Origin of the sequence: Streptomyces sp. NPDC004266, assembly GCF_042874095.1 — a bacterium.
Taxonomy (GTDB): domain Bacteria; phylum Actinomycetota; class Actinomycetes; order Streptomycetales; family Streptomycetaceae; genus Streptomyces.
Map to the genome: position 1 here is coordinate 336,525 of NZ_JBIAMM010000005.1, position 20,305 is coordinate 356,829.

Sequence of the window (20,305 nt, forward strand, 5' to 3'; positions counted from 1 at the left end):
CGCTCGGTTGTTCCTGTCCTGGCCGGATGTGCCCGTACCGTATACGGGTTGGCTGTGGAAGCGGCACCGCCGGTAGGCTCTGATCTGCCGCATTCCGTGTTTCCACGAGTTCCGCGCCCCCGTGCCGGACGACACCTAAGGACGAACGTGCTGATTGCCGGGTTCCCCGCCGGGGCCTGGGGGACCAACTGCTACCTGGTCGCCCCCGCCGCAGGCGAGGAGTGCGTCATCATCGACCCCGGCCACCAGGCCGCGCAGGGTGTCGAGGAGACGCTGAAGAAGCATCGGCTCAAGCCCGTCGCCGTCGTCCTCACCCATGGACACATCGACCACGTCGCCTCCGTCGTCCCGGTGTGCGGCGCCCATGACGTCCCCGCGTGGATCCACCCGTCCGACCGCTACATGATGAGCGACCCGGAGAAGGCCCTCGGCCGCTCCATCGGGATGCCCCTCATGGGCGAGCTGACCGTGGGAGAGCCCGACGACGTGCGCGAGCTCACCGACGGCTCCCAGCTGAAGCTCGCCGGTCTGGAGTTCTCCGTCGCCCACGCGCCCGGTCATACCAAGGGGTCGGTGACCTTCCGGATGCCCGAGACCACGGAGATCCCCTCCGTGTTCTTCTCCGGGGATCTGCTGTTCGCCGGCTCCATCGGACGCACCGACCTTCCCGGCGGTGACATGGACGAGATGCTCGCGTCGCTGGCCCGCGTGTGCCTGCCGCTCGACAACTCGACCGTGGTCCTGTCGGGACACGGTCCCCAGACGACCATCGGCCAGGAACGCGCCACGAACCCCTATCTGCGGGAAGTGGCGGCCGGCCGCCAAGGGAGCGGCAGCACGGACGCTCCCCGACGAGGAATGTGACGACTCACGTGAGCAGCTTCAAGGCCCCCAAGGGCACGTACGACCTGATCCCGCCGTTCTCCGCGAAGTACCTGGCGGTCCGTGACGCGATCGCCGCGCCGCTGCGGAAGTCCGGCTACGGCTACGTCGAGACCCCCGGCTTCGAGGACGTCAACCTGTTCGCCCGCGGTGTCGGAGAGTCCACCGACATCGTCACCAAGGAGATGTACGCCTTCGAGACCAAGGGCGGCGACAAGCTCGCCCTGCGCCCCGAGGGCACCGCCTCCGTACTGCGCGCCGCGCTGGAGGCGAACCTGCACAAGCAGGGCAACCTCCCGGTGAAGCTCTGGTACTCCGGCTCGTACTACCGCTACGAGCGCCCGCAGAAGGGCCGCTACAGGCACTTCTCCCAGGTCGGCGCCGAGGCGATCGGCGCCGAGGACCCGGCGCTGGACGCCGAGCTGATCATCCTGGCCGACGAGGCCTACCGCGCCCTCGGCCTGCGGAACTTCCGCATCCTGCTGAACTCGCTCGGCGACAAGGAGTGCCGCCCCGTCTACCGAGAGGCCCTGCAGACCTTCCTGCGCGGTCTCGACCTCGACGAGGAGACCCTGCGCCGCGCCGAGATCAACCCGCTGCGCGTCCTCGACGACAAGCGGGCCGACGTCCAGAAGCAGCTGGTCGACGCGCCGCTCCTGCGCGACTACCTCTGCGACGCGTGCAAGGCGTACCACGAGGAGGTGCGCGTGCTGATCACCGCGGCGGGCGTCGTCTTCGAGGACGACCCGAAGCTGGTGCGCGGCCTGGACTACTACACCCGGACCACCTTCGAGTTCGTGCACGACGGTCTCGGCTCGCAGTCCGCGGTCGGCGGCGGCGGCCGCTACGACGGGCTCTCCGAGATGATCGGCGGCCCCGCGCTGCCGTCGGTGGGCTGGGCGCTCGGCGTGGACCGCACGGTCCTCGCCCTGGAGGCGGAGGGCGTCGAGCTCGACATCCCCGCGGCCACCAGCGTCTTCGCCGTCGCCATCGGCGAGGAGGCCCGCCGGCTCCTCTTCGGCAAGATCACCGAGCTCCGCAGGGCCGGCGTCGCCGCCGACTTCTCCTTCGGCGGCAAGGGCCTCAAGGGCGCCATGAAGGACGCCAACCGCTCGGGTGCCCGCCTCGCCGTCGTCGCCGGTGAGCGCGACCTCGCCGAGGGCGTCGTGCAGCTCAAGGACATGGAGTCCGGCGAGCAGCAGGCCGTCGCCCTGGACGGTCTCGTCGAGGCCGTGCGGGCCAAGCTGGCCTGACCCGTCGTGAGCAGGGGCCCGGACCGCACCGTGGTCCGGGCCCCTCCTTATCTCCCGCGAACGGCCGGACGACGGGTCGGTGTTGCAGAATGACCGTGCCCACAAGGCCGGTCGAGCGAGGGAAAAGGTGACATGGCGAAGGCAGCGGTGGACGAGATCGGGTCCGGCCGGGACGGCGGCGGCACGATCGGGGCGAGCCGGGCCTTCTCCTGGCTCCTCGTGATCACCGGAGCGGCCGGACTGCTCGCCGCCTGGGTCATCACCATCGACAAGTTCAAGCTGCTGGAGGACCCCAGCTTCACGCCGGGGTGCAGCCTCAACCCGATCGTCTCCTGCGGCAACATCATGAAGAGCGAGCAGGCCTCGGTCTTCGGCTTCCCGAACCCCATGCTCGGCCTCGTCACCTACGCCATGGTGATCGCGATCGGCGTGGGCCTGCTCGCCGGAGCCCGCTACCGCCGCTGGTACTGGCTCGGCCTCAACGCCGGAACGCTCTTCGGGGTCGGCTTCTGCACCTGGCTGATGTACCAGTCGCTGTACGAGATCAACTCGCTCTGCCTGTGGTGCTGCCTCGCCTGGGTCGCCACCATCGTCATGTTCTGGTACGTGACCTCGCACAACGTGCGCCTCGGCGTGATCCCCGCCCCCGGCGGCCTGAAGACCTTCTTCGACGAGTTCACCTGGATCCTGCCCGTCCTGCACATCGGGATCATCGGCATGCTGATCCTGACCCGCTGGTGGGACTTCTGGACCGGCTGAGCGGGGGCGGCTCTGTCGGTGCCCTGACTTAGGCTTCATCACTGTGGAGCCCGACCTCTTTACCGCAGCAGCCGAAGAACGCCAGGAGAAGGACCCGGCCAGCAGTCCGCTGGCCGTCCGGATGCGCCCCCGCACCCTCGACGAGGTGGTGGGCCAGCAGCACCTGCTCAAGCCCGGCTCGCCGCTGCGTCGGCTCGTCGGGGACGGGGACGGCGGCCCCGCCGGCGCCTCCTCCGTGATCCTCTGGGGGCCGCCGGGGATCGGGAAGACCACCCTGGCGTACGTCGTCTCGAAGGCCACGAACAAGCGCTTCGTGGAGCTGTCCGCCATCACCGCGGGCGTCAAGGAGGTCCGGGCCGTCATCGACGGCGCCCGGCGCGCGGTCGGCGGCTTCGGCAAGGAGACCGTCCTCTTCCTCGACGAGATCCACCGCTTCTCCAAGGCCCAGCAGGACTCGCTCCTGCCGGCCGTCGAGAACCGCTGGGTGACGCTGATCGCCGCCACCACGGAGAACCCGTACTTCTCCGTGATCTCCCCGCTCCTCTCCCGCTCCCTGCTCCTCACCCTGGAGCCGTTGACCGACGAGGACCTGAAGGGCCTGATGGCCCGGGCCCTCACCGACGAGCGGGGACTCGGCGGGGCCGTGACCCTGCCGGAGGACGCCGAGGCGCACCTCCTGCGCGTCGCCGGCGGCGACGCCCGGCGGGCCCTGACCGCCCTGGAGGCGGCGGCGGGCGCGGCGATCGCCAAGGGCGAGGCGGAGATCACCCTCCAGACCGTGGAGGAGACCGTCGACCGGGCGGCCGTGAAGTACGACCGGGACGGCGACCAGCACTACGACGTGGCGAGCGCGCTCATCAAGTCGATCCGCGGCTCGGACGTGGACGCGGCCCTGCACTACCTGGCGCGGATGATCGAGGCGGGGGAGGACCCGCGCTTCATCGCCCGCCGGCTGATGATCTCCGCGAGCGAGGACATCGGCCTCGCCGATCCGAACGCCCTGCCGATCGCCGTCGCCGCCGCCCAGGCCGTCGCCATGATCGGCTTCCCCGAGGCGGCCCTCACCCTGAGCCACGCCACCATCGCCCTGGCCCTGGCCCCGAAGTCGAACGCGGCGACGACCGCGATCGGCGCCGCCCTCGCCGACGTGCGGGGCGGCCTGGCGGGCGCGGTCCCGCCGCACCTGCGCGACGGCCACTACAAGGGCGCGGCCAAGCTCGGCCACGCCCAGGGCTATGTGTACCCCCACGACGTACCGGGCGGCATCGCGGCCCAGCAGTACGCCCCGGACACGATCCACGGCCGCCGGTACTACGAGCCGACCCGCTACGGCGCGGAGGCGAGGTACGCGGACGTGGTGGAGCGGGTGCGGGAGCGACTGAGGGGCGAGGGGAGCTAGGGCCCCGGCGGTGCGAGCGCGTCCTCCGGAGCCGGTACACTGGTGCGGATCGCTGCGTCCCGTGTCCGACTTCGGTCGGCACCACCAGAACGGGACAGTCAGCCGGAGACCCGGCCCCCGGGCGGGGTCTCCAGGAGCGTCGCGCACCTTCGAAGGTGTCGCGGGCCACCCATCACCACCCGGATTCCCGGGAGCGGCGATGGGTCGTTCGCGTGCTGCACGTATGTGCCCAGACCTGGGAGCGGCTGCCCGGCAGGTCCGTCCCGTACGGACCCGGCGGGTTTCCCGGCTGCGGATGCGACCTCCCCTAACCCTGGTGAAGCCGTATTCGTACAGATAGAGAGGTTGGTTCATGGCGAACCAGTCCCGTCCCAAGGTCAAGAAGTCGCGTGCCCTCGGCATCGCGCTGACCCCGAAGGCCGTCAAGTACTTCGAGGCCCGCCCCTACCCGCCGGGCGAGCACGGCCGTGGCCGCAAGCAGAACTCGGACTACAAGGTCCGTCTGCTCGAGAAGCAGCGTCTGCGCGCCCAGTACGACATCAGCGAGCGCCAGATGGCGCGCGCCTACGACCGCGCCAAGAAGGCCGAGGGCAAGACGGGCGAGGCGCTGGTCGTCGAGCTCGAGCGTCGCCTCGACGCCCTGGTCCTGCGTTCGGGCATCGCCCGCACCATCTACCAGGCCCGCCAGATGGTCGTGCACGGTCACATCCAGGTCAACGGTGGCAAGGTCGACAAGCCGTCGTTCCGTGTCCGTCCGGACGACGTCGTCATGGTCCGCGAGCGCAGCCGCAACAAGCCGCTGTTCGAGATCGCCCGTGAGGGTGGCTTCGCCGCCGACGGCGAGACCCCGCGCTACCTGCAGGTCAACCTGAAGGCCCTGGCCTTCCGCCTCGACCGCGACCCGAACCGCAAGGAGATCCCGGTCATCTGCGACGAGCAGCTGGTCGTCGAGTACTACGCCCGTTGATCCAGGCCTAGTACCACCCCCGCGGTGTTCAGCCCGCCGCTTCCCCGCCCTTTCCGGTGGGGGAGCCGGCGGGCTTCCGCGTTCCCGGGACCGCCGTCGCCCTGGCCGTACGGAACGGCCGCGGGGCCGTCGCGTCCGCCGGGCCGCCGAGGGCCGCCGGATCCCGGAGCCCGGCGAGCGCGCGCTCCACGACCTCGTCGAGCGAGAGTCCCCGGCCCGCCCGGACCGCGGCGTCGAACGCCTCCGCGCCCAGGGCCTCCGCCGCCCGCTGCTCGCACAGCGCCCGCGGTCCGTCGAAGGCCTCCGAGCCGAAGAGGCGGATGCCCACCGTGTCCCACACCGGCACCGCCGCCCCCTGGAGGACCGCGGCCTCCGCCGGATCGCCCTCGCTCACCGTCACGAGCGCGAGCAGCTCGATCGCCAGCACGAGACCCACCAGGTCACGGAAGGTGTGGTTGATCGAGACGCACTCGGTGAGCAGCTCCCGCGCCTCCCCGTACGCCTCCCGGGTCCACGCCGAGAAGGCCAGGACGTACAGGGCGTAGGCCCGGGTCCAGAGCTCCCCGCGCTCCTCGCAGACCTCCCGGACCTCCCGGCAGATCGCGACCGCTCCCTCCAGGTCGCCCCGGAAGGCCAGCGCCATCGCCACCTCGACCTGCCCCATGAGCACGTTGCTGTTCAGCTCGCCGAGCTCCCGGTAGGAGTCGAGCGCCCGCCCGATCAGCGACTCGGCCCGAGGCAGATCGTCCGAGAGCAGCGCGAGACAGCCCATCCGGTGCGTCGCGTACGCCTCCGCCAGCGCGTTCCGCGAGGAGCGGGCCCGCTCCCCGCACTCGTGGAGCGCCGCCACCGCCGCCGTGCCGTCCCCCTGCAGGACCGTCACGTATCCGAGCACCCACAGCGCCTTGAGCCGGGCCTCCTCGTGCCCCGACTCGAGCGCGAGCGCCCGCTCCAGCCAGTGCCGGCCCTCCGACAGGCGCCCGCAGCCCACCCAGGCGAACCAGAGCGTGCCCGCCAGGTGCTGGGCGAGGTGCGCGTCCTCCGGGAGTTCGAGGCACAGGTCGAGCGCCGCCCGCAGATTGGGCAGCGCCGCGTCCGTACGGGCCGCCACCTCCGCCTGGCGGGGGCTGAACCACTCCAGCTCGCACCAGGTGGCCAGGCCCATGTACCAGTCGCGGTGCCGGCGCCGCATCCGCTCCGTGTCGCCGAGCGCCGCCAGCCACTCCGCCCCGTACGCCGCGACCGTGTCCAGGAGCCGGTAGGCGGGGCCCGCGGGGGTGTCCTCGCGTGACACCAGCGACTGCGCGAGCAGGCCCCCGAGGTGGTCCAGGACCCGCTCCGGCGGCAGCTCCCGGCTCCCGCACACGTACTCCACCGCCTCCAGGTCGAAGGGGCCGGCGAAGACGGAGAGCCGTGCCCAGAGCAGCCGCTCCTCCGGGGTGCACAGCTCGTGGCTCCAGCCGATCGCGGTGCGCAGCGTCTGATGGCGGGGGAGCGCCCCGCGTCCGCCGTCCGCCAGGAGCCGGAAGCGGTCGTCGAGACGGTGCAGCATCTGCTCGACCGAGAGGAGGGGGAGACGGCCGGCCGCCAGTTCGAGGGCGAGCGGGATCCCGTCGAGCCGCCGGCACAGCTCCCGCACGGCCGCCGCGCCGGGCGCCGGGGCCGCCCCCGCCCCCGGGACGGGCGGCGCCGCCGGGTTCACCGGCACCACCGGCGCGCCCGCCTCCGCCGCCCGCTCGGCGAGCAGCGCCACCGCGTCCGCCTCGTCCATCGGGGCCAGGGGGAACACCGCCTCGCCCGCCACCCGCAGGGGCCGCCGGCCGGCGGCGAGCACGGTGAGCCCGGGCGCGTGGGCGAGGAGGTGCCGCAGCAGCGGCGCGCAGCTCTCCACCAGGTGCTCGAAGCCGTCCACCACCAGCAGCATCCGCCGTTCCGCCAGGTGCTCGACCAGCACCTCGCGCGGGGCCTTCGGCGTGTGGTCGGTCAGCCCGAGGGCCTCCACCAGGGCGTACGCGACCAGGCCCGGGTCGCGCAGCGGTGCGAGCTCGGCGAGCCGGACCTCTTCGCCGTAGCGTTTCTGCGCCCCCGCGGCAGCCCGCAGTGCCAGCCGCGTCTTGCCGACACCGCCCACGCCCACGACCGTGACCAGGCGGGATGTCTCCAGGAGCGCCGTCAGTGCGGCCTGCTCGGCGGTCCGTCCGACGAACCGGTTCAGCTCCGCCGGGAGATTGCTCCGTCGCATGGGACACGGAGCGTACTCACCCGCGCGCGCTCCGTACAATCGGGATCCCGTAACTCCCGCCCCACGGGCGGTAATGCGGTACGGCGGGACAGCCCGGGCGCGATAGGGTCGGGGGACGACTTTTCACAAGGCCCAACGACAGCAGAGAGCGGTGCACAGTGACCGGTGGAGAGGTTGCCGGGATCCTGGTGGCCGTGTTCTGGGCGATCCTCGTCTCCTTCCTCGCCGTGGCGCTGGTGAGGCTGGCACAGACGCTCAGGGCGACCACCAGGCTGGTGGCGGACGTGACCGAACAGGCCGTTCCCCTGCTGGCCGAAGCGTCCGCGACCGTGCGCTCGGCGCAGACCCAGCTCGACCGGGTCGACGCCATCGCCTCGGACGTCCAGGAGGTCACCTCCAACGCCTCCGCGCTCTCCACGACCGTCGCCTCCACCTTCGGCGGCCCGCTCGTCAAGGTGGCCGCCTTCGGCTACGGCGTCCGCAAGGCGCTGGGCCGGAGCCGCGAGGCGCAGGACGCGCCGCGGGCCACCGACCGCCGTACTGTGATCGTCGGCCGTACCGTGCCGTCCTCGCGACGCCGGAAGCAGAAGGGCTGAGCCGCGATGTTCCGCCGCACGTTCTGGTTCACGGCCGGCGCAGCCGCCGGCGTGTGGGCCACCGCCAAGGTCAACCGGAAGCTGAAGCAGCTGACCCCCGAGAGCCTCGCCGCCCAGGCGGCGAACAAGGCCGTCGAGACCGGGCACCGGCTCAAGGACTTCGCCCTCGACGTGAGGGCGGGCATGCTCCAGCGCGAGGCCGAGCTGGACGAGGCCCTGGGCCTGGCCGCCCCCGTCGAGCCGGGCCGGGAACTCCCCGAGCCGCGCCGCAGGGCCGCGCTCGGCCCGGCCGCGCGCCCCACCACCTATTCGTTTTCCAAGATGCCTTCGAGTTCGTACAACCGGAATGAGGACCACTGATGGAGTCGGCTGAAATCCGCCGCCGCTGGCTGAGCTTCTTCGAGGAGCGCGGGCACACCGTCGTCCCTTCGGCGTCGCTCATCGCGGACGACCCGACTCTGCTGCTCGTCCCCGCCGGCATGGTGCCGTTCAAGCCCTACTTCCTGGGCGAGGTCAAGCCGCCCTTCACGCGCGCCTCCAGCGTGCAGAAGTGCGTGCGCACGCCGGACATCGAGGAGGTCGGCAAGACCACCCGGCACGGCACGTTCTTCCAGATGTGCGGCAACTTCTCCTTCGGCGACTACTTCAAGGAAGGCGCCATCAAGCTCGCCTGGGAGCTGCTGACCACCCCGGTGGAGCACGGCGGCTACGGGCTGGAGCCGGAGAAGCTCTGGATCACCGTGTACCTGGAGGACGACGAGGCCGAGCGGATCTGGCGCGACGTCGTCGGCGTCCCGGCCGAGCGCATCCAGCGCCTCGGCAAGAAGGACAACTACTGGTCGATGGGCGTCCCCGGCCCCTGCGGTCCCTGCTCCGAGATCAACTACGACCGCGGCCCCGACTTCGGCGTCGAGGGCGGCCCGGCCGTCAACGACGAGCGGTACGTGGAGATCTGGAACCTGGTCTTCATGCAGTACGAGCGCGGTGAGGGCTCCGGCAAGGAGGACTTCCCGATCCTCGGCGAGCTGCCGTCGAAGAACATCGACACGGGCCTCGGCCTGGAGCGCCTGGCGATGATCCTCCAGGGCGTCCAGAACATGTACGAGACGGACACCCTCAAGGTCGTCATCGACAAGGCCACCGAGCTCACCGGCGTCGACTACGGCAAGGCCCACGACAGCGACGTCTCGCTCCGCGTGGTCGCCGACCACATGCGCACCTCCGTGATGCTCATCGGCGACGGCGTCACCCCCGGCAACGAGGGCCGCGGCTACGTGCTGCGCCGCATCATGCGCCGCGCTGTCCGCAACATGCGCCTGCTCGGCGCCACCGGCCCGGTCGTCCAGGACCTCGTCACCACCGTGATCGACACGATGGGCGAGCAGTACCCGGAGCTGGTCACCGACCGCAAGCGCATCGAGACCGTCGCCCTCGCCGAAGAGGCGGCCTTCCTGAAGGCCCTCAAGGGCGGCACCAACATCCTCGACACCGCCGTCACCGAGACCAAGGCCGCCGGCGGCACGGTCCTCGCCGGCGAGAAGGCCTTCCTGCTCCACGACACCTGGGGCTTCCCGATCGACCTCACCCTGGAGATGGCCGCCGAGCAGGGCCTCTCCGTGGACGAGGACGGCTTCCGCCGCCTGATGAAGGAGCAGCGGGACCGCGCCAAGGCCGACGCCAAGGCCAAGAAGACCGGCCACGCCGACGTCACCGCGTACCGGGAGATCGCCGACACCAGCGGCGCCACCCAGTTCACCGGCTACACCAACACCGAGGGCGAGACCACGGTCGTCGGCCTCCTGGTGAACGGCGTCCCCTCGCCGGCCGCCTCCGAGGGCGACGAGGTCGAGGTCGTCCTCGACCGCACCCCGTTCTACGCCGAGGGCGGCGGCCAGATCGCCGACCAGGGCCGCATCAAGCTGCACAGCGGTGCCGTCATCGAGGTCCGCGACGTCCAGCAGCCGGTCCCGGGCGTCTCGGTCCACAAGGGCTCGGTGCAGGTCGGCGAGGTGACCGTGGGCGCCACCGCCTACGCCGCCATCGACGTCAAGCGCCGCCGGGCCATCGCCCGCGCCCACTCCGCCACGCACCTGACGCACCAGGCCCTGCGCGACGCGCTCGGCCCGACGGCCGCCCAGGCCGGTTCCGAGAACCAGCCCGGCCGCTTCCGCTTCGACTTCGGCTCGCCGAACGCCGTCCCCGGCCAGGTCCTCACCGACGTCGAGCAGAAGATCAACGAGGTCCTCGCGCGCGAGCTGGAGGTCCACGCCGAGGTCATGCCGATCAACGAGGCCAAGCGCCAGGGCGCCATCGCCGAGTTCGGCGAGAAGTACGGCGAGCAGGTGCGCGTCGTCACCATCGGCGACTTCTCCAAGGAGCTGTGCGGCGGCACGCACGTCGGCAACACCGCCCAGCTGGGCCTGGTGAAGCTGCTCGGCGAGTCGTCCATCGGCTCCGGCGTGCGCCGCATCGAGGCCCTCGTCGGCGTCGACGCGTACAACTTCCTCGCCAGGGAGCACACGGTCGTCGCCCAGCTCCAGGAGCTCGTCAAGGGCCGCCCGGAGGAGCTGCCGGAGAAGATCTCCACCATGCTCGGCAAGCTGAAGGACGCCGAGAAGGAGATCGAGAAGTTCCGCGCGGAGAAGGTCCTCCAGGCCGCCGCCGGTCTCGTCGACTCCGCCCGCGACATCCGCGGCGTCGCCCTCGTCACCGGGCAGGTCCCGGACGGCACCGGCGCCGACGACCTCCGCAAGCTCGTCCTGGACGTGCGCGGGCGCATCTCCGGCGGCCGCCCGGCCGTCGTGGCCCTGTTCACCACGGTCAACGGCAAGCCGCTGACGGTCATCGCCACCAACGAGGCGGCCCGCGAGCGCGGTCTCAAGGCCGGCGAGCTGGTCCGCACGGCCGCCAAGACCCTCGGCGGCGGTGGCGGCGGCAAGCCGGACGTCGCCCAGGGCGGCGGTCAGAACCCGGAGGCCGTCGGCGAGGCCATCGCCGCCGTCGAGCGCCTCGTGGTGGAGACGGCGTGACGATGCGCCGCGGCCGCCGACTCGCGGTCGACGTCGGGGACGCCCGGATCGGGGTCGCCTCGTGCGACCCCGACGGGGTCCTCGCGACGCCGGTGGAGACCGTGCCGGGACGTGACGTCCCGGCCGCCCACCGGCGGCTCCGCCAGATCGTCGAGGAGTACGAGCCGATCGAGGTCGTCGTAGGCCTGCCCCGCTCGCTCAGCGGGCGGGAGGGCCCGGCCGCGACCAAGGTCCGCGCCTTCGCCCGGGAGATGGCCAAGGGCATCGCCCCGGTCCCGGTCCGGCTGGTCGACGAGCGGATGACGACCGTCACCGCGACCCAGGGCCTGCGGGCCTCGGGCGTGAAGGCGAAGAAGGGGCGGTCCGTCATCGACCAGGCCGCCGCCGTGATCATCCTTCAGAACGCTCTTGAGTCCGAACGGGTATCAGGTAATCCGCCCGGTGAGGGCGTCGAAGTGGTCATCTGATCGCGATACGGTAACGTTCCGCGCGATGCGGCAGTGTTCGAACAGCTGCCGCACTACGTAGAGGCGGATCGTCCGGACGCCTCGCGGCTGTTTGGGGATCGATGACTGAGTATGGCCGGGGCCCGGGCTCCGAACCGTGGCACCCTGGGGACCCGCTCTACGGGGACCAGGGGTGGGAGGGCCAGCAGCAGTACCCGCACCCGCAGCAGCCGAGCCAGTACGGCCACGACGGTCAGGGCTACGCGGACCCGTACGGCCAGGGCGGTCACGCCGACCAGGGCTACGGGGGCGATCCGTACCAGCAGCAGGGTCAGCAGTACCAGCAGCAGCCGCAGCAGTACGGGCAGCCGCAGTACGAGCAGCAGCAGCCGCAGCAGTACGCCGATCCTCGGTACCAGCAGCAGTACCAGCAGGCGCAGCAGCAGTACGAGACGGGGTACCCGGGCGGCGGTTACGACACGCCCGGGAACCTCGGACAGCAGTACGACGGCAACTGGGAGACCGGTCAGGCGGCGATGGCCTACGGCGCGCCCCCGGCCGATCCGTACGGCGGCCAGAACCCGGACCTCTACGGCACGCCCGAGGCCTATCCGCCGCCCCAGCCGCCCGGCCGCCGGCAGCACCCGCCGGAGCCGGTCGTCGACTGGGCGCCGGAGGAAGAGGCGCACCCGGAGCCGGAGGAGGAGAAGCACCCCTTCTTCACCGGCGACGACGAGGCGGACGACGACGGCCACGACGAGGAGCCGGGACGCGGCCGCGGCTCCCGCGACGGCGACCGCGAGCGCCGGAGCAAAGCGAAGAAACGCAAAGGCAAGAACGGCGTGGCCTGCCTGGTCGTCGCCCTCGTCCTGGTCGGCGGCGTCGGCGGCGTCGGCTACTTCGGCTACCAGTTCTGGCAGGGCGAGTTCGGCGCGGCGCCCGACTACACGGGCAGCGGCAGCGGCGAGGTCCAGGTCGAGATCCCGAAGTCCGCGGGCGGCTACGAGATCGGCAACATCCTCAAGAAGGCGGGCGTCGTCAAGAGCGTCGACGCCTTCGTCTCGGCGCAGCAGAAGAACCCCCGGGGACTCTCGATCCAGGCCGGCGCCTACACGCTGAAGAAGGAGATGTCCGCGGACAGCGCGGTCACGCTGATGCTGAACCCGGCCAGCCAGGCCAACCTCATCATCCCCGAGGGCAAGCGCAACGCCTGGGTCTACGAGAAGCTCGACGAGCGACTGGACCTGAAGCCGGGCACCACCAAGGAGATCGCGTTCGCGAAGGCGGACTCCCTCGGGCTGCCCGCCTGGGCCAAGAACCACGAGGAACTCAAGGACCCGCTGGAAGGATTCCTCTTCCCGGCGAGCTACCCGGTCGCCAAGGGCAGCAAGCCCGAGGACGCGCTGCGCAAGATGGTGACCCGGGCGAACCAGGAGTACACCAAACTGGACCTGGAGGCGAAGGCCAAGGGCCTCGGCGTCAAGGGGCCGTGGGAGCTCCTCACGGTCGCGAGCCTGGTCCAGGCGGAGGGCAAGACCCACGAGGACTTCCGCAAGATGGCCGAGGTCGTCTACAACCGCCTGAAGCCGGAGAACCAGGAGACCGTCCAGCTGCTGCAGTTCGACTCGACCCTCAACTACCTGAAGGGTCAGAGCGAGATCAAGATCTCCGAGCAGGAGGCGAACTCCAACACGGACCCGTACAACACGTACAAGCACAAGGGCCTGCCGCCGGGACCGATCGGCAACCCGGGCAACGAGGCGCTCGCCGCCATGCTCAACCCCACGAACGACGGCTGGCTCTACTTCGTCGCCACCGACGGCATGAACAAGACCGAGTTCGCGAAGACCCTGGCCGAGCACAACAAGTTGAGGGACAAGTTCAATGCCAACACGGGCCAGTGAGACGCGTCGGCGCGCGGCCGTCCTCGGTTCGCCGATCGCCCACTCCCTCTCCCCGGTCCTGCACCGGGCCGCGTACGCCGCGCTCGGGCTCGACGACTGGTCGTACGACCGCTTCGAGGTCGACGAGGCGGCGCTGCCCGGGTTCGTGACCGAGCTGGACGAGACCTGGGCCGGACTCTCGCTCACCATGCCGCTGAAGCGGGCCGTCATCCCGCTGCTCGACGAGATCAGCGGCACGGCCGCCTCCGTGGAGGCCGTCAACACCGTCGTCTTCCGGGAGGACGGGCGACGGTTCGGCGACAACACCGACATCCCCGGCATGATCGCCGCGCTGGGCGAGCGGGGCGTCGAGAAGGTGGAGTCGGCGGCCGTCCTCGGCGCCGGTGCCACCGCCTCCTCCGCGCTCGCCGCCCTCGCCCGGATCTGCGGGGGACCCGTCACCGCGTACGTGCGGAGCGAGGCGCGCGCCGAGGAGATGCGCGGCTGGGGCGAGCGGCTCGGCGTGGACGTCCGCACCGCCGACTGGGAGCGGGCGGCGGAGGCCTTCGACGCGCCGCTGGTCATCGCGACCACCCCCGCCGGCACCACGAACGCCCTCGCGACCGCCGTCCCCGACGGCGTCGGCACGCTCTTCGACGTGCTGTACGACCCCTGGCCCACCCCGCTCGCCGCGGCCTGGTCCGAGCGCGGCGGGAAGGTGGTCGGCGGCCTCGACCTCCTGGTCCACCAGGCGGTCCTCCAGGTCGAACAGATGACGGGCGTCCCGAAGGGGCCGCTCGCGGCCATGCGCGCGGCGGGAGAGCGGGCGCTGGCCGCGCGATAGGCTGCGCCGCCACGTCGGGCGGAACACGGGGGAGTGCGACGGCATGAGCGAGGGACTGGTGCTCGCGTCCAAATGGGACGCGGCGGACGACGTCGTGCGCTTCCTCTGGCTGGTGACCTCCCGGCACCTGCCCGAATGGGTGCGGCATCCGCTCATCGCCATCGGTCTCACCCTCCTCGTCCACGAGGGTCTCCAGTGGCTGCGCACCCGCTTCGGCGAGTCGGACGAGGGGAACCGGCCCGTCCAGGAAATCGACTCCTCCGTCCGATAGCTGGACCGGAGGGCGGCTTCACCCCTCGGACGTGGGAGGATCGGGGGTGGCGGGCCAGGGCCGCGCACCCGGTCGTGCCGTCGCAGTGCCAGGCGCGAGCATGAGGAGCATCGTTGAGCAGGTTGCGTTGGCTGACCGCGGGCGAGTCGCACGGACCCGCGCTGGTCGCGACGCTGGAGGGTCTTCCCGCCGGCGTCCCGGTCACCACCGAACTGGTGGCGGACCACCTCGCGCGGCGACGCCTCGGCTATGGGCGCGGCGCCCGCATGAAGTTCGAGCAGGACGAGGTCACCTTCCTCGGCGGCGTCCGGCACGGACTCTCCCTCGGCTCCCCCATCGCCGTCATGGTCGGCAACACAGAGTGGCCCAAGTGGGAGAAGGTCATGTCGGCCGACCCGGTCGACCCCTCGGAGCTCAAGGAGACGGGCCGCAACGCGCCCCTGACCCGGCCCCGCCCCGGCCACGCCGACCTCGCCGGCATGCAGAAGTACGGCTTCGACGAGGCCCGGCCGATCCTGGAGCGCGCCAGCGCCCGGGAGACCGCCGCCCGTGTCGCCCTCGGCGCCGTCGCCCGGTCCTTCATCAAGGAGGCCGCCGGCATCGAGATCGTCAGCCACGTCGTGGAGCTCGCGGCCGCCAAGGCCCCGTACGGCCTCTACCCGATCCCCGCCGACGTCGAGAGGCTCGACGCCGACCCGGTGCGCTGCCTCGACGCCGACGCGTCGAAGGCGATGGTCGCGGAGATCGACCAGGCCCACAAGGACGGCGACACCCTCGGCGGCGTCGTCGAGGTCCTCGCCTACGGCGTGCCGGTCGGACTCGGCTCGCACGTCCACTGGGACCGGCGGCTGGACGCCCGGCTCGCCGCGGCCCTCATGGGCATCCAGGCGATCAAGGGCGTCGAGGTCGGCGACGGGTTCGACCTCGCCCGCGTGCCCGGTTCGAAGGCGCACGACGAGATCGTCCGCACCGAGGACGGCATCAAGCGCACCTCCGGCCGCTCCGGCGGCACCGAGGGCGGTCTGACCACCGGCGAGCTGCTGCGCGTCCGCGCCGCGATGAAGCCGATCGCGACCGTCCCGCGCGCGCTGGCCACGATCGACGTCGCCACCGGCGAGGCCGCGGCCGCCCACCACCAGCGCTCCGACGTGTGCGCCGTCCCCGCCGCCGGCATCGTCGCCGAGGCGATGGTCGCGCTGGTCCTGGCGGACGCGGTCGTCGAGAAGTTCGGCGGCGACAGCGTCCCCGAGACCCGCCGCAACGTGCGGTCGTACCTCGACAACCTCAACATCCGGTGACCGGCGGACCCCTGGTCGTCCTCGTCGGCCCCATGGGCTCCGGCAAGTCCACGGTGGGCGCGCTCCTGGCCGAACGGCTCGGCGCGCCCTACCGGGACACCGACGCCGACATCGTCGCCGCCGAAGGACGCGAGATCTCCGACATCTTCGTCGAGGACGGCGAGGAGCACTTCCGCGCCCTGGAGCGGGCCGCCGTCGCCACGGCCGTCGCCGAGCACGAGGGCGTCCTCTCCCTCGGCGGCGGCGCGATCCTGGACGCGGGGACCCGCGCCCTGCTCGCCGGGCTGCCCGTCGTGTACCTCTCGATGGACGTCGAGGAGGCGGTCCGCCGCGTCGGCCTGAACACCGCGCGGCCCCTGCTCGCCGTCAACCCGCGCCGCCAGTGGCGCGAGCTGATGGAGGCGCGCCGCCACCTGTACGAAGAAGTCGCACGTGCCGTCGTCGCCACCGACGACCGCACCCCCGAAGAGGTCGCCCAGGCGGTCCTCGACGCACTGGAGTTGAAGGACGTATGACGGACCAGGACCAGGTGACCCGAATCCAGGTCGGCGGTTCCGCGGGCACCGACCCGTACGAGGTACTGGTCGGACGGCAGCTCCTCGGTGAGCTCCCCGCCCTGATCGGCACCCAGGCCAAGCGGGTCGCCGTGATCCACCCGGAGGCGCTCGCCGACACCGGCGAGGCGCTCCGCGCCGACCTCGCCGAGCAGGGCTACGAGGCCGTCGCCATCCAGGTGCCGAACGCCGAGGAGGCGAAGACCGCCGAGGTCGCCGCCTACTGCTGGAAGGCGCTGGGCCAGACCGGCTTCACCCGCAGCGACGTCGTCGTCGGCGTCGGCGGCGGCGCCACCACGGACCTCGCCGGCTTCGTGGCCGCGACCTGGCTGCGCGGCGTGCGGTGGATCGCCGTGCCGACCACCGTCCTGGCCATGGTGGACGCGGCCGTCGGCGGCAAGACGGGCATCAACACCGCCGAGGGCAAGAACCTCGTCGGCGCCTTCCACCCGCCCGCCGGGGTCCTCTGCGACCTCGCGGCGCTCGACTCGCTGCCGGTGCACGACTACGTCAGCGGTCTCGCGGAGATCATCAAGGCCGGCTTCATCGTCGACCCGGTGATCCTCGACCTCATCGAGGAGGACCCGCAGGCCGCCCGCACCCCGGCCGGCCCGCACACCGCCGAGCTGCTCGTCCGCTCGATCAAGGTCAAGGCCGAGGTCGTCTCCGGCGACCTCAAGGAGTCCGGCCGCCGGGAGATCCTCAACTACGGCCACACCCTCGCCCACGCCATCGAGAAGAACGAGCGGTACAAGTGGCGCCACGGCGCCGCCGTCTCCGTCGGCATGGTCTTCGCCGCCGAGCTCGGCCGCCTCGCCGGGCGGCTCGACGACGCCACCGCCGACCGGCACCGGACGATCCTGGAGTCCGTCGGACTGCCGCTGACCTACCGCGGCGACCAGTGGCCGAAGCTCCTGGAGACGATGCGGGTCGACAAGAAGTCCCGCGGCGACCTGCTGCGCTTCATCGTCCTCGACGGGATCGGCAAGCCGACCGTCCTGGAGGGCCCCGACCCGGCCGTCCTGATCGCGGCCTACGGCGAGGTGTCCGCGTGAGCGAGGCGCGTCCGGGCCGCCCGGTCCTCGTGCTGAACGGCCCGAACCTGGGCCGTCTCGGCTCCCGCGAGCCCGACATCTACGGCGCGACCTCCTACAAGGGTCTCGTCGAGTCCTGCCGGAGCCTCGGGGCGGAGCTCGGCTTCGACGTCGAGGTGCGGGAGACCAACGACGAGGGCGAGATGATCCGCTGGCTCCACGAGGCCGCGGACGGCTCGATCCCCGTCGTGATCAACCCCGGCGCCTTCACGCACTACTCGTACGGGATGCGGGACGCCGCCGCGCAGCGGACCGCCCCGCTGATCGAGGTGCACATCTCGAACCCGTACGCCCGCGAGGAGTTCCGGCACACCTCGGTCGTCGCGGCCGTGGCGACCGGCACGGTCGCCGGGTTCGGGATCGGCTCCTACCGGCTGGCGCTGCGGGCGCTCGCCGAGGAGCTCACCGACTGACACGGCCTGACAGGGCACCAGGGGGAGCCCCCGGCCGTTCCCCCTCGGGGGGCCGGGGGCGGTAACGTTCCGCCGTCCACGGACACACCGGTCCGGGGATCCGACAGGCGTACGAGACGGAGTGGCACCGGATGCAGCACGCAGTGGGGGGCCCGCTGCCACCGCCCGAGCGGTCGGGCCGGACGACCGGCCCCGGACCGGGACCCGCCCCCGGTCCCGCACCGGCCCCCGGCGCCGGCGGCGGGGACCTCGGCGGGCAGCCGCCCGTCCCTCCGCCGGTCCCGCCGGGCGCTCCGTACGCGGGCCCGGCGTCCGGGCCCCGGCCCGGTGCGCACCCGACGGCCCAGGTCGGCACCCCCCGGCCCCCGCACGCCCCGCCGCCCTCGGCGCCCGGAGCGGGCTGGGGCGGTCCCGGGGGCATACCGCAGCATCCGGCGGCCCCCCAGCACCCCGCCGCACCCCACCAGGCCGGCGCGCCGCACCCGGGGCCTCCGCAGCATCCCGCCGCCGGGCCGCAGCATCCGGGGGCCCCGCAGCACCCCTCCTCCGTCCCGCCGCGCGCGGACCTGACCGGGCACGTGCCGCTGCCGCCCGTCAGCGCGCCCCTCGCGCCGCCCGTCGAGCACGGCGCCGGGACCGGCGCGGCCACCCTCGCCGTCCTGCTCATCGGCCCCGCGGGCGCGGGCAAGACGACCGTCGCCCGGCACTGGGCGCAGCGCCGCCGCGTGCCCACCGCGCACATCAGCCTCGACGACGTCCGCGAGTGGGTCTGCTCCGGCTTCGCCGACCCGCAGTCCGGCTGGAACGAGCACTCCGAGGCCCAGTACCGGCTGGCCCGCCGCACCTGCGGCTTCGCCGCGCGCAACTTCCTCGCCAACGGCATCTCCTGCATCGTCGACGACGCCGTCTTCCCGGACCGGCCCGTCGTCGGACTCGGCGGCTGGAAGCGTCACGTCGGCCCCGGTCTGCTGCCCGTCGTCCTCCTGCCCGGCCTGGAGGTCGTCCTGGAGCGCAACGCCGAGCGCAGCGGCAACCGGCGCCTCTCGGACGAGGAGGTCGCCGCCATCCACGGCCGGATGGCCGGCTGGTACGGCTCCGGCCTGCCGATCATCGACAACTCCACGTACGACGTGGAGACCACCGCACGCGTCCTCGACGACGTCCTCGCCCGCGCGATCGCGAGCCCGCCCACCTGGTGATCGCGCCCGGACGGCTCTTCTGAACAGGACGCCCCGCCCTCACGCTCGTAGGCTCGGAGCATGTCAGAGGTGTATGCGGACCGCCGTGTGCGGCTGCGCGACCGGTGCGCGGCCGCGGGCAGCCCGGCGGCCCTGGTCTCCCGTCCCGCCAACGTCCGCTATCTCGCGGGTGGTTCGCCGCCCGGCGCCGTCCTGCTCGTCGGGCCGGAGCCGGAGACGGACGTCCTGCTCTGCCCCGTCGCGCCCGGGGGCGAACCGGCCGACGGGCGGCTCGACGAGCTGCTCCGGCAGCAGGTGCTGCCCGCCGGGGGAGGCGATCCGGCGGTCACCGCCGTCGGCCTCGCCCACCGGGCCGGAGCCGACGCGCTCGCGGTCGAGGAGCACCACCTGACGGTGGCCCGGCACCGGGCCATGGGCTCCGCCGCCCCCGCGCTGCGCCTCGCCGACCTCTCCTGCGCCGTGGAGCAGCTCAGGATCGTCAAGGACGAGGACGAGATCGCCTGCCTGCGGATCGCGGCGGAGATCGCCGACCAGGCCCTCGGCGAGCTCCTGGAGTCCATCCTGGTGGGGCGGACCGAGCGCCACCTCGCCCTGGAGCTGGAGCGGCGGCTCGTCGACCACGGTGCCGACGGGGCCGCCTTCCCCACCTCGGTGGGGACCGGTCCGCACTCCGGGCGCCGCGGGCACCGGCCCACCGACCGCAGGGTCGAGGAGGGTGATTTCCTCTCCGTCTGCCTGGGCGCGGACTACCGCGGCTACCGGTGCGAGATCGGCCGCACCTTCGTCATCGGCACCACCCCCGCCGACTGGCAGATCGAGCTGTACGAGCTCGTCTTCGCCGCTCAGCGGGCCGGACGCGAGTCCCTCGCACCCGGCGCCGAGTACCGGGACGTGGACCGGGCGGCCCGCCAGATCCTGGACGCCGCGGGGCACACGGAGGCCGCCGTGCCCCTCACCGGGCACGGAGTGGGGCTCGAAATCGACGAGGACCCGCAGCTCTCACCCTCGGCCATGGGTAAACTGGACGCTTGTGTGCCGGTCACCGTCGAACCGGGGGTCCACCTCCCGGGCCGGGGCGGAGTCCGGATCGATGACACGCTCGTCGTACGCCAGGAGGCGGACGGCGGACCCGAGCTACTCACCATCACGACCAAGGAGCTGCTCGCGCTGTGAGGC

General features: G+C 72.3%; 19 protein-coding genes. 18 read left to right on the forward strand and 1 reads right to left on the reverse strand.

Annotated features, from left to right (window positions below; genetic code table 11):
- Positions 1-147: 147 nt before the first annotated feature.
- From ACFYUZ_RS15285 to rpsD, 5 genes are all read left to right on the forward strand, one after another.
- Entirely contained in the window at positions 148-864 is a 717-nt protein-coding gene (locus ACFYUZ_RS15285; RefSeq protein ID WP_389309074.1) for an MBL fold metallo-hydrolase, read from the forward strand.
- A gap of 8 nt (positions 865-872) precedes the next feature.
- A complete protein-coding gene (gene hisS / locus ACFYUZ_RS15290; RefSeq protein WP_389309076.1) occupies positions 873-2,135 on the forward strand; it encodes a histidine--tRNA ligase in 1,263 nt (420 codons plus the stop codon).
- A gap of 132 nt (positions 2,136-2,267) precedes the next feature.
- Positions 2,268-2,894 carry a vitamin K epoxide reductase family protein gene (locus ACFYUZ_RS15295; RefSeq protein ID WP_389309078.1) on the forward strand — a complete coding sequence of 209 codons (627 nt, stop codon included), beginning with the start codon at positions 2,268-2,270 and terminating at the stop codon, positions 2,892-2,894.
- A 43-nt stretch (positions 2,895-2,937) separates the two neighbouring features.
- The gene (locus ACFYUZ_RS15300) at positions 2,938-4,293 is read left to right on the forward strand and encodes a replication-associated recombination protein A (RefSeq protein ID WP_389309080.1); all 1,356 of its coding nucleotides are present in this window, start codon (positions 2,938-2,940) and stop codon (positions 4,291-4,293) included.
- Between the two features lie 352 nt (positions 4,294-4,645).
- The gene (gene rpsD, locus ACFYUZ_RS15305) at positions 4,646-5,260 is read left to right on the forward strand and encodes a 30S ribosomal protein S4 (protein ID WP_389309082.1); all 615 of its coding nucleotides are present in this window, start codon (positions 4,646-4,648) and stop codon (positions 5,258-5,260) included.
- A gap of 28 nt (positions 5,261-5,288) precedes the next feature.
- Here the strand turns inward: rpsD and ACFYUZ_RS15310 are convergent, their stop codons facing one another.
- Positions 5,289-7,502, reverse strand: coding sequence for an ATP-binding protein (locus ACFYUZ_RS15310; RefSeq protein ID WP_389309084.1), 2,214 nt, complete (start codon positions 7,500-7,502; stop codon positions 5,289-5,291).
- 158 nt (positions 7,503-7,660) lie between these two features.
- Here ACFYUZ_RS15310 and ACFYUZ_RS15315 point away from each other — a divergent pair, with 158 nt between their 5' ends.
- The 13 genes from ACFYUZ_RS15315 (at position 7,661) to ACFYUZ_RS15375 (ending at position 20,302) form a co-directional block, all read left to right on the forward strand.
- Positions 7,661-8,098 carry a DUF948 domain-containing protein gene (locus ACFYUZ_RS15315; RefSeq protein WP_389309086.1) on the forward strand — a complete coding sequence of 146 codons (438 nt, stop codon included), beginning with the start codon at positions 7,661-7,663 and terminating at the stop codon, positions 8,096-8,098.
- A gap of 6 nt (positions 8,099-8,104) precedes the next feature.
- The gene (locus ACFYUZ_RS15320) at positions 8,105-8,458 is read left to right on the forward strand and encodes a DUF6167 family protein (protein WP_389309087.1); all 354 of its coding nucleotides are present in this window, start codon (positions 8,105-8,107) and stop codon (positions 8,456-8,458) included.
- Complete coding sequence (gene alaS, locus ACFYUZ_RS15325) at positions 8,458-11,127, forward strand: alanine--tRNA ligase (protein WP_389309089.1); 2,670 nt, start codon at positions 8,458-8,460, stop codon at positions 11,125-11,127. The genes ACFYUZ_RS15320 and alaS overlap by 1 nt, the downstream gene beginning before the upstream one ends.
- A 2-nt stretch (positions 11,128-11,129) precedes the next feature.
- Complete coding sequence (ruvX, locus tag ACFYUZ_RS15330) at positions 11,130-11,594, forward strand: Holliday junction resolvase RuvX (protein WP_030693079.1); 465 nt, start codon at positions 11,130-11,132, stop codon at positions 11,592-11,594.
- Positions 11,595-11,695: 101 nt separating this feature from the next.
- Positions 11,696-13,477 carry an endolytic transglycosylase MltG gene (gene mltG / locus ACFYUZ_RS15335; protein WP_389309091.1) on the forward strand — a complete coding sequence of 594 codons (1,782 nt, stop codon included), beginning with the start codon at positions 11,696-11,698 and terminating at the stop codon, positions 13,475-13,477.
- The gene (locus tag ACFYUZ_RS15340; RefSeq protein ID WP_389309092.1) at positions 13,458-14,300 is read left to right on the forward strand and encodes a shikimate dehydrogenase; all 843 of its coding nucleotides are present in this window, start codon (positions 13,458-13,460) and stop codon (positions 14,298-14,300) included. Before mltG ends, ACFYUZ_RS15340 begins: the two co-directional genes overlap by 20 nt.
- Positions 14,301-14,343: 43 nt before the next feature.
- Positions 14,344-14,571, forward strand: coding sequence for a hypothetical protein (locus tag ACFYUZ_RS15345; RefSeq protein WP_389309094.1), 228 nt, complete (start codon positions 14,344-14,346; stop codon positions 14,569-14,571).
- A gap of 113 nt (positions 14,572-14,684) precedes the next feature.
- On the forward strand, positions 14,685-15,869 hold the full coding sequence (gene aroC, locus ACFYUZ_RS15350; RefSeq protein ID WP_389309096.1) for a chorismate synthase: 1,185 nt from the start codon (positions 14,685-14,687) through the stop codon (positions 15,867-15,869).
- A complete protein-coding gene (locus ACFYUZ_RS15355) occupies positions 15,866-16,384 on the forward strand; it encodes a shikimate kinase (RefSeq protein WP_389309098.1) in 519 nt (172 codons plus the stop codon). The genes aroC and ACFYUZ_RS15355 overlap by 4 nt, the downstream gene beginning before the upstream one ends.
- A complete protein-coding gene (gene aroB, locus ACFYUZ_RS15360) occupies positions 16,381-17,478 on the forward strand; it encodes a 3-dehydroquinate synthase (protein ID WP_093877083.1) in 1,098 nt (365 codons plus the stop codon). The genes ACFYUZ_RS15355 and aroB overlap by 4 nt, the downstream gene beginning before the upstream one ends.
- Complete coding sequence (gene aroQ, locus ACFYUZ_RS15365) at positions 17,475-17,930, forward strand: type II 3-dehydroquinate dehydratase (RefSeq protein ID WP_356904732.1); 456 nt, start codon at positions 17,475-17,477, stop codon at positions 17,928-17,930. Before aroB ends, aroQ begins: the two co-directional genes overlap by 4 nt.
- Before the next feature lie 131 nt (positions 17,931-18,061).
- Complete coding sequence (locus ACFYUZ_RS15370) at positions 18,062-19,129, forward strand: AAA family ATPase (protein ID WP_389309100.1); 1,068 nt, start codon at positions 18,062-18,064, stop codon at positions 19,127-19,129.
- Positions 19,130-19,189: 60 nt separating this feature from the next.
- Positions 19,190-20,302 carry an aminopeptidase P family protein gene (locus ACFYUZ_RS15375; RefSeq protein WP_389309102.1) on the forward strand — a complete coding sequence of 371 codons (1,113 nt, stop codon included), beginning with the start codon at positions 19,190-19,192 and terminating at the stop codon, positions 20,300-20,302.
- Positions 20,303-20,305: the final 3 nt, after the last annotated feature.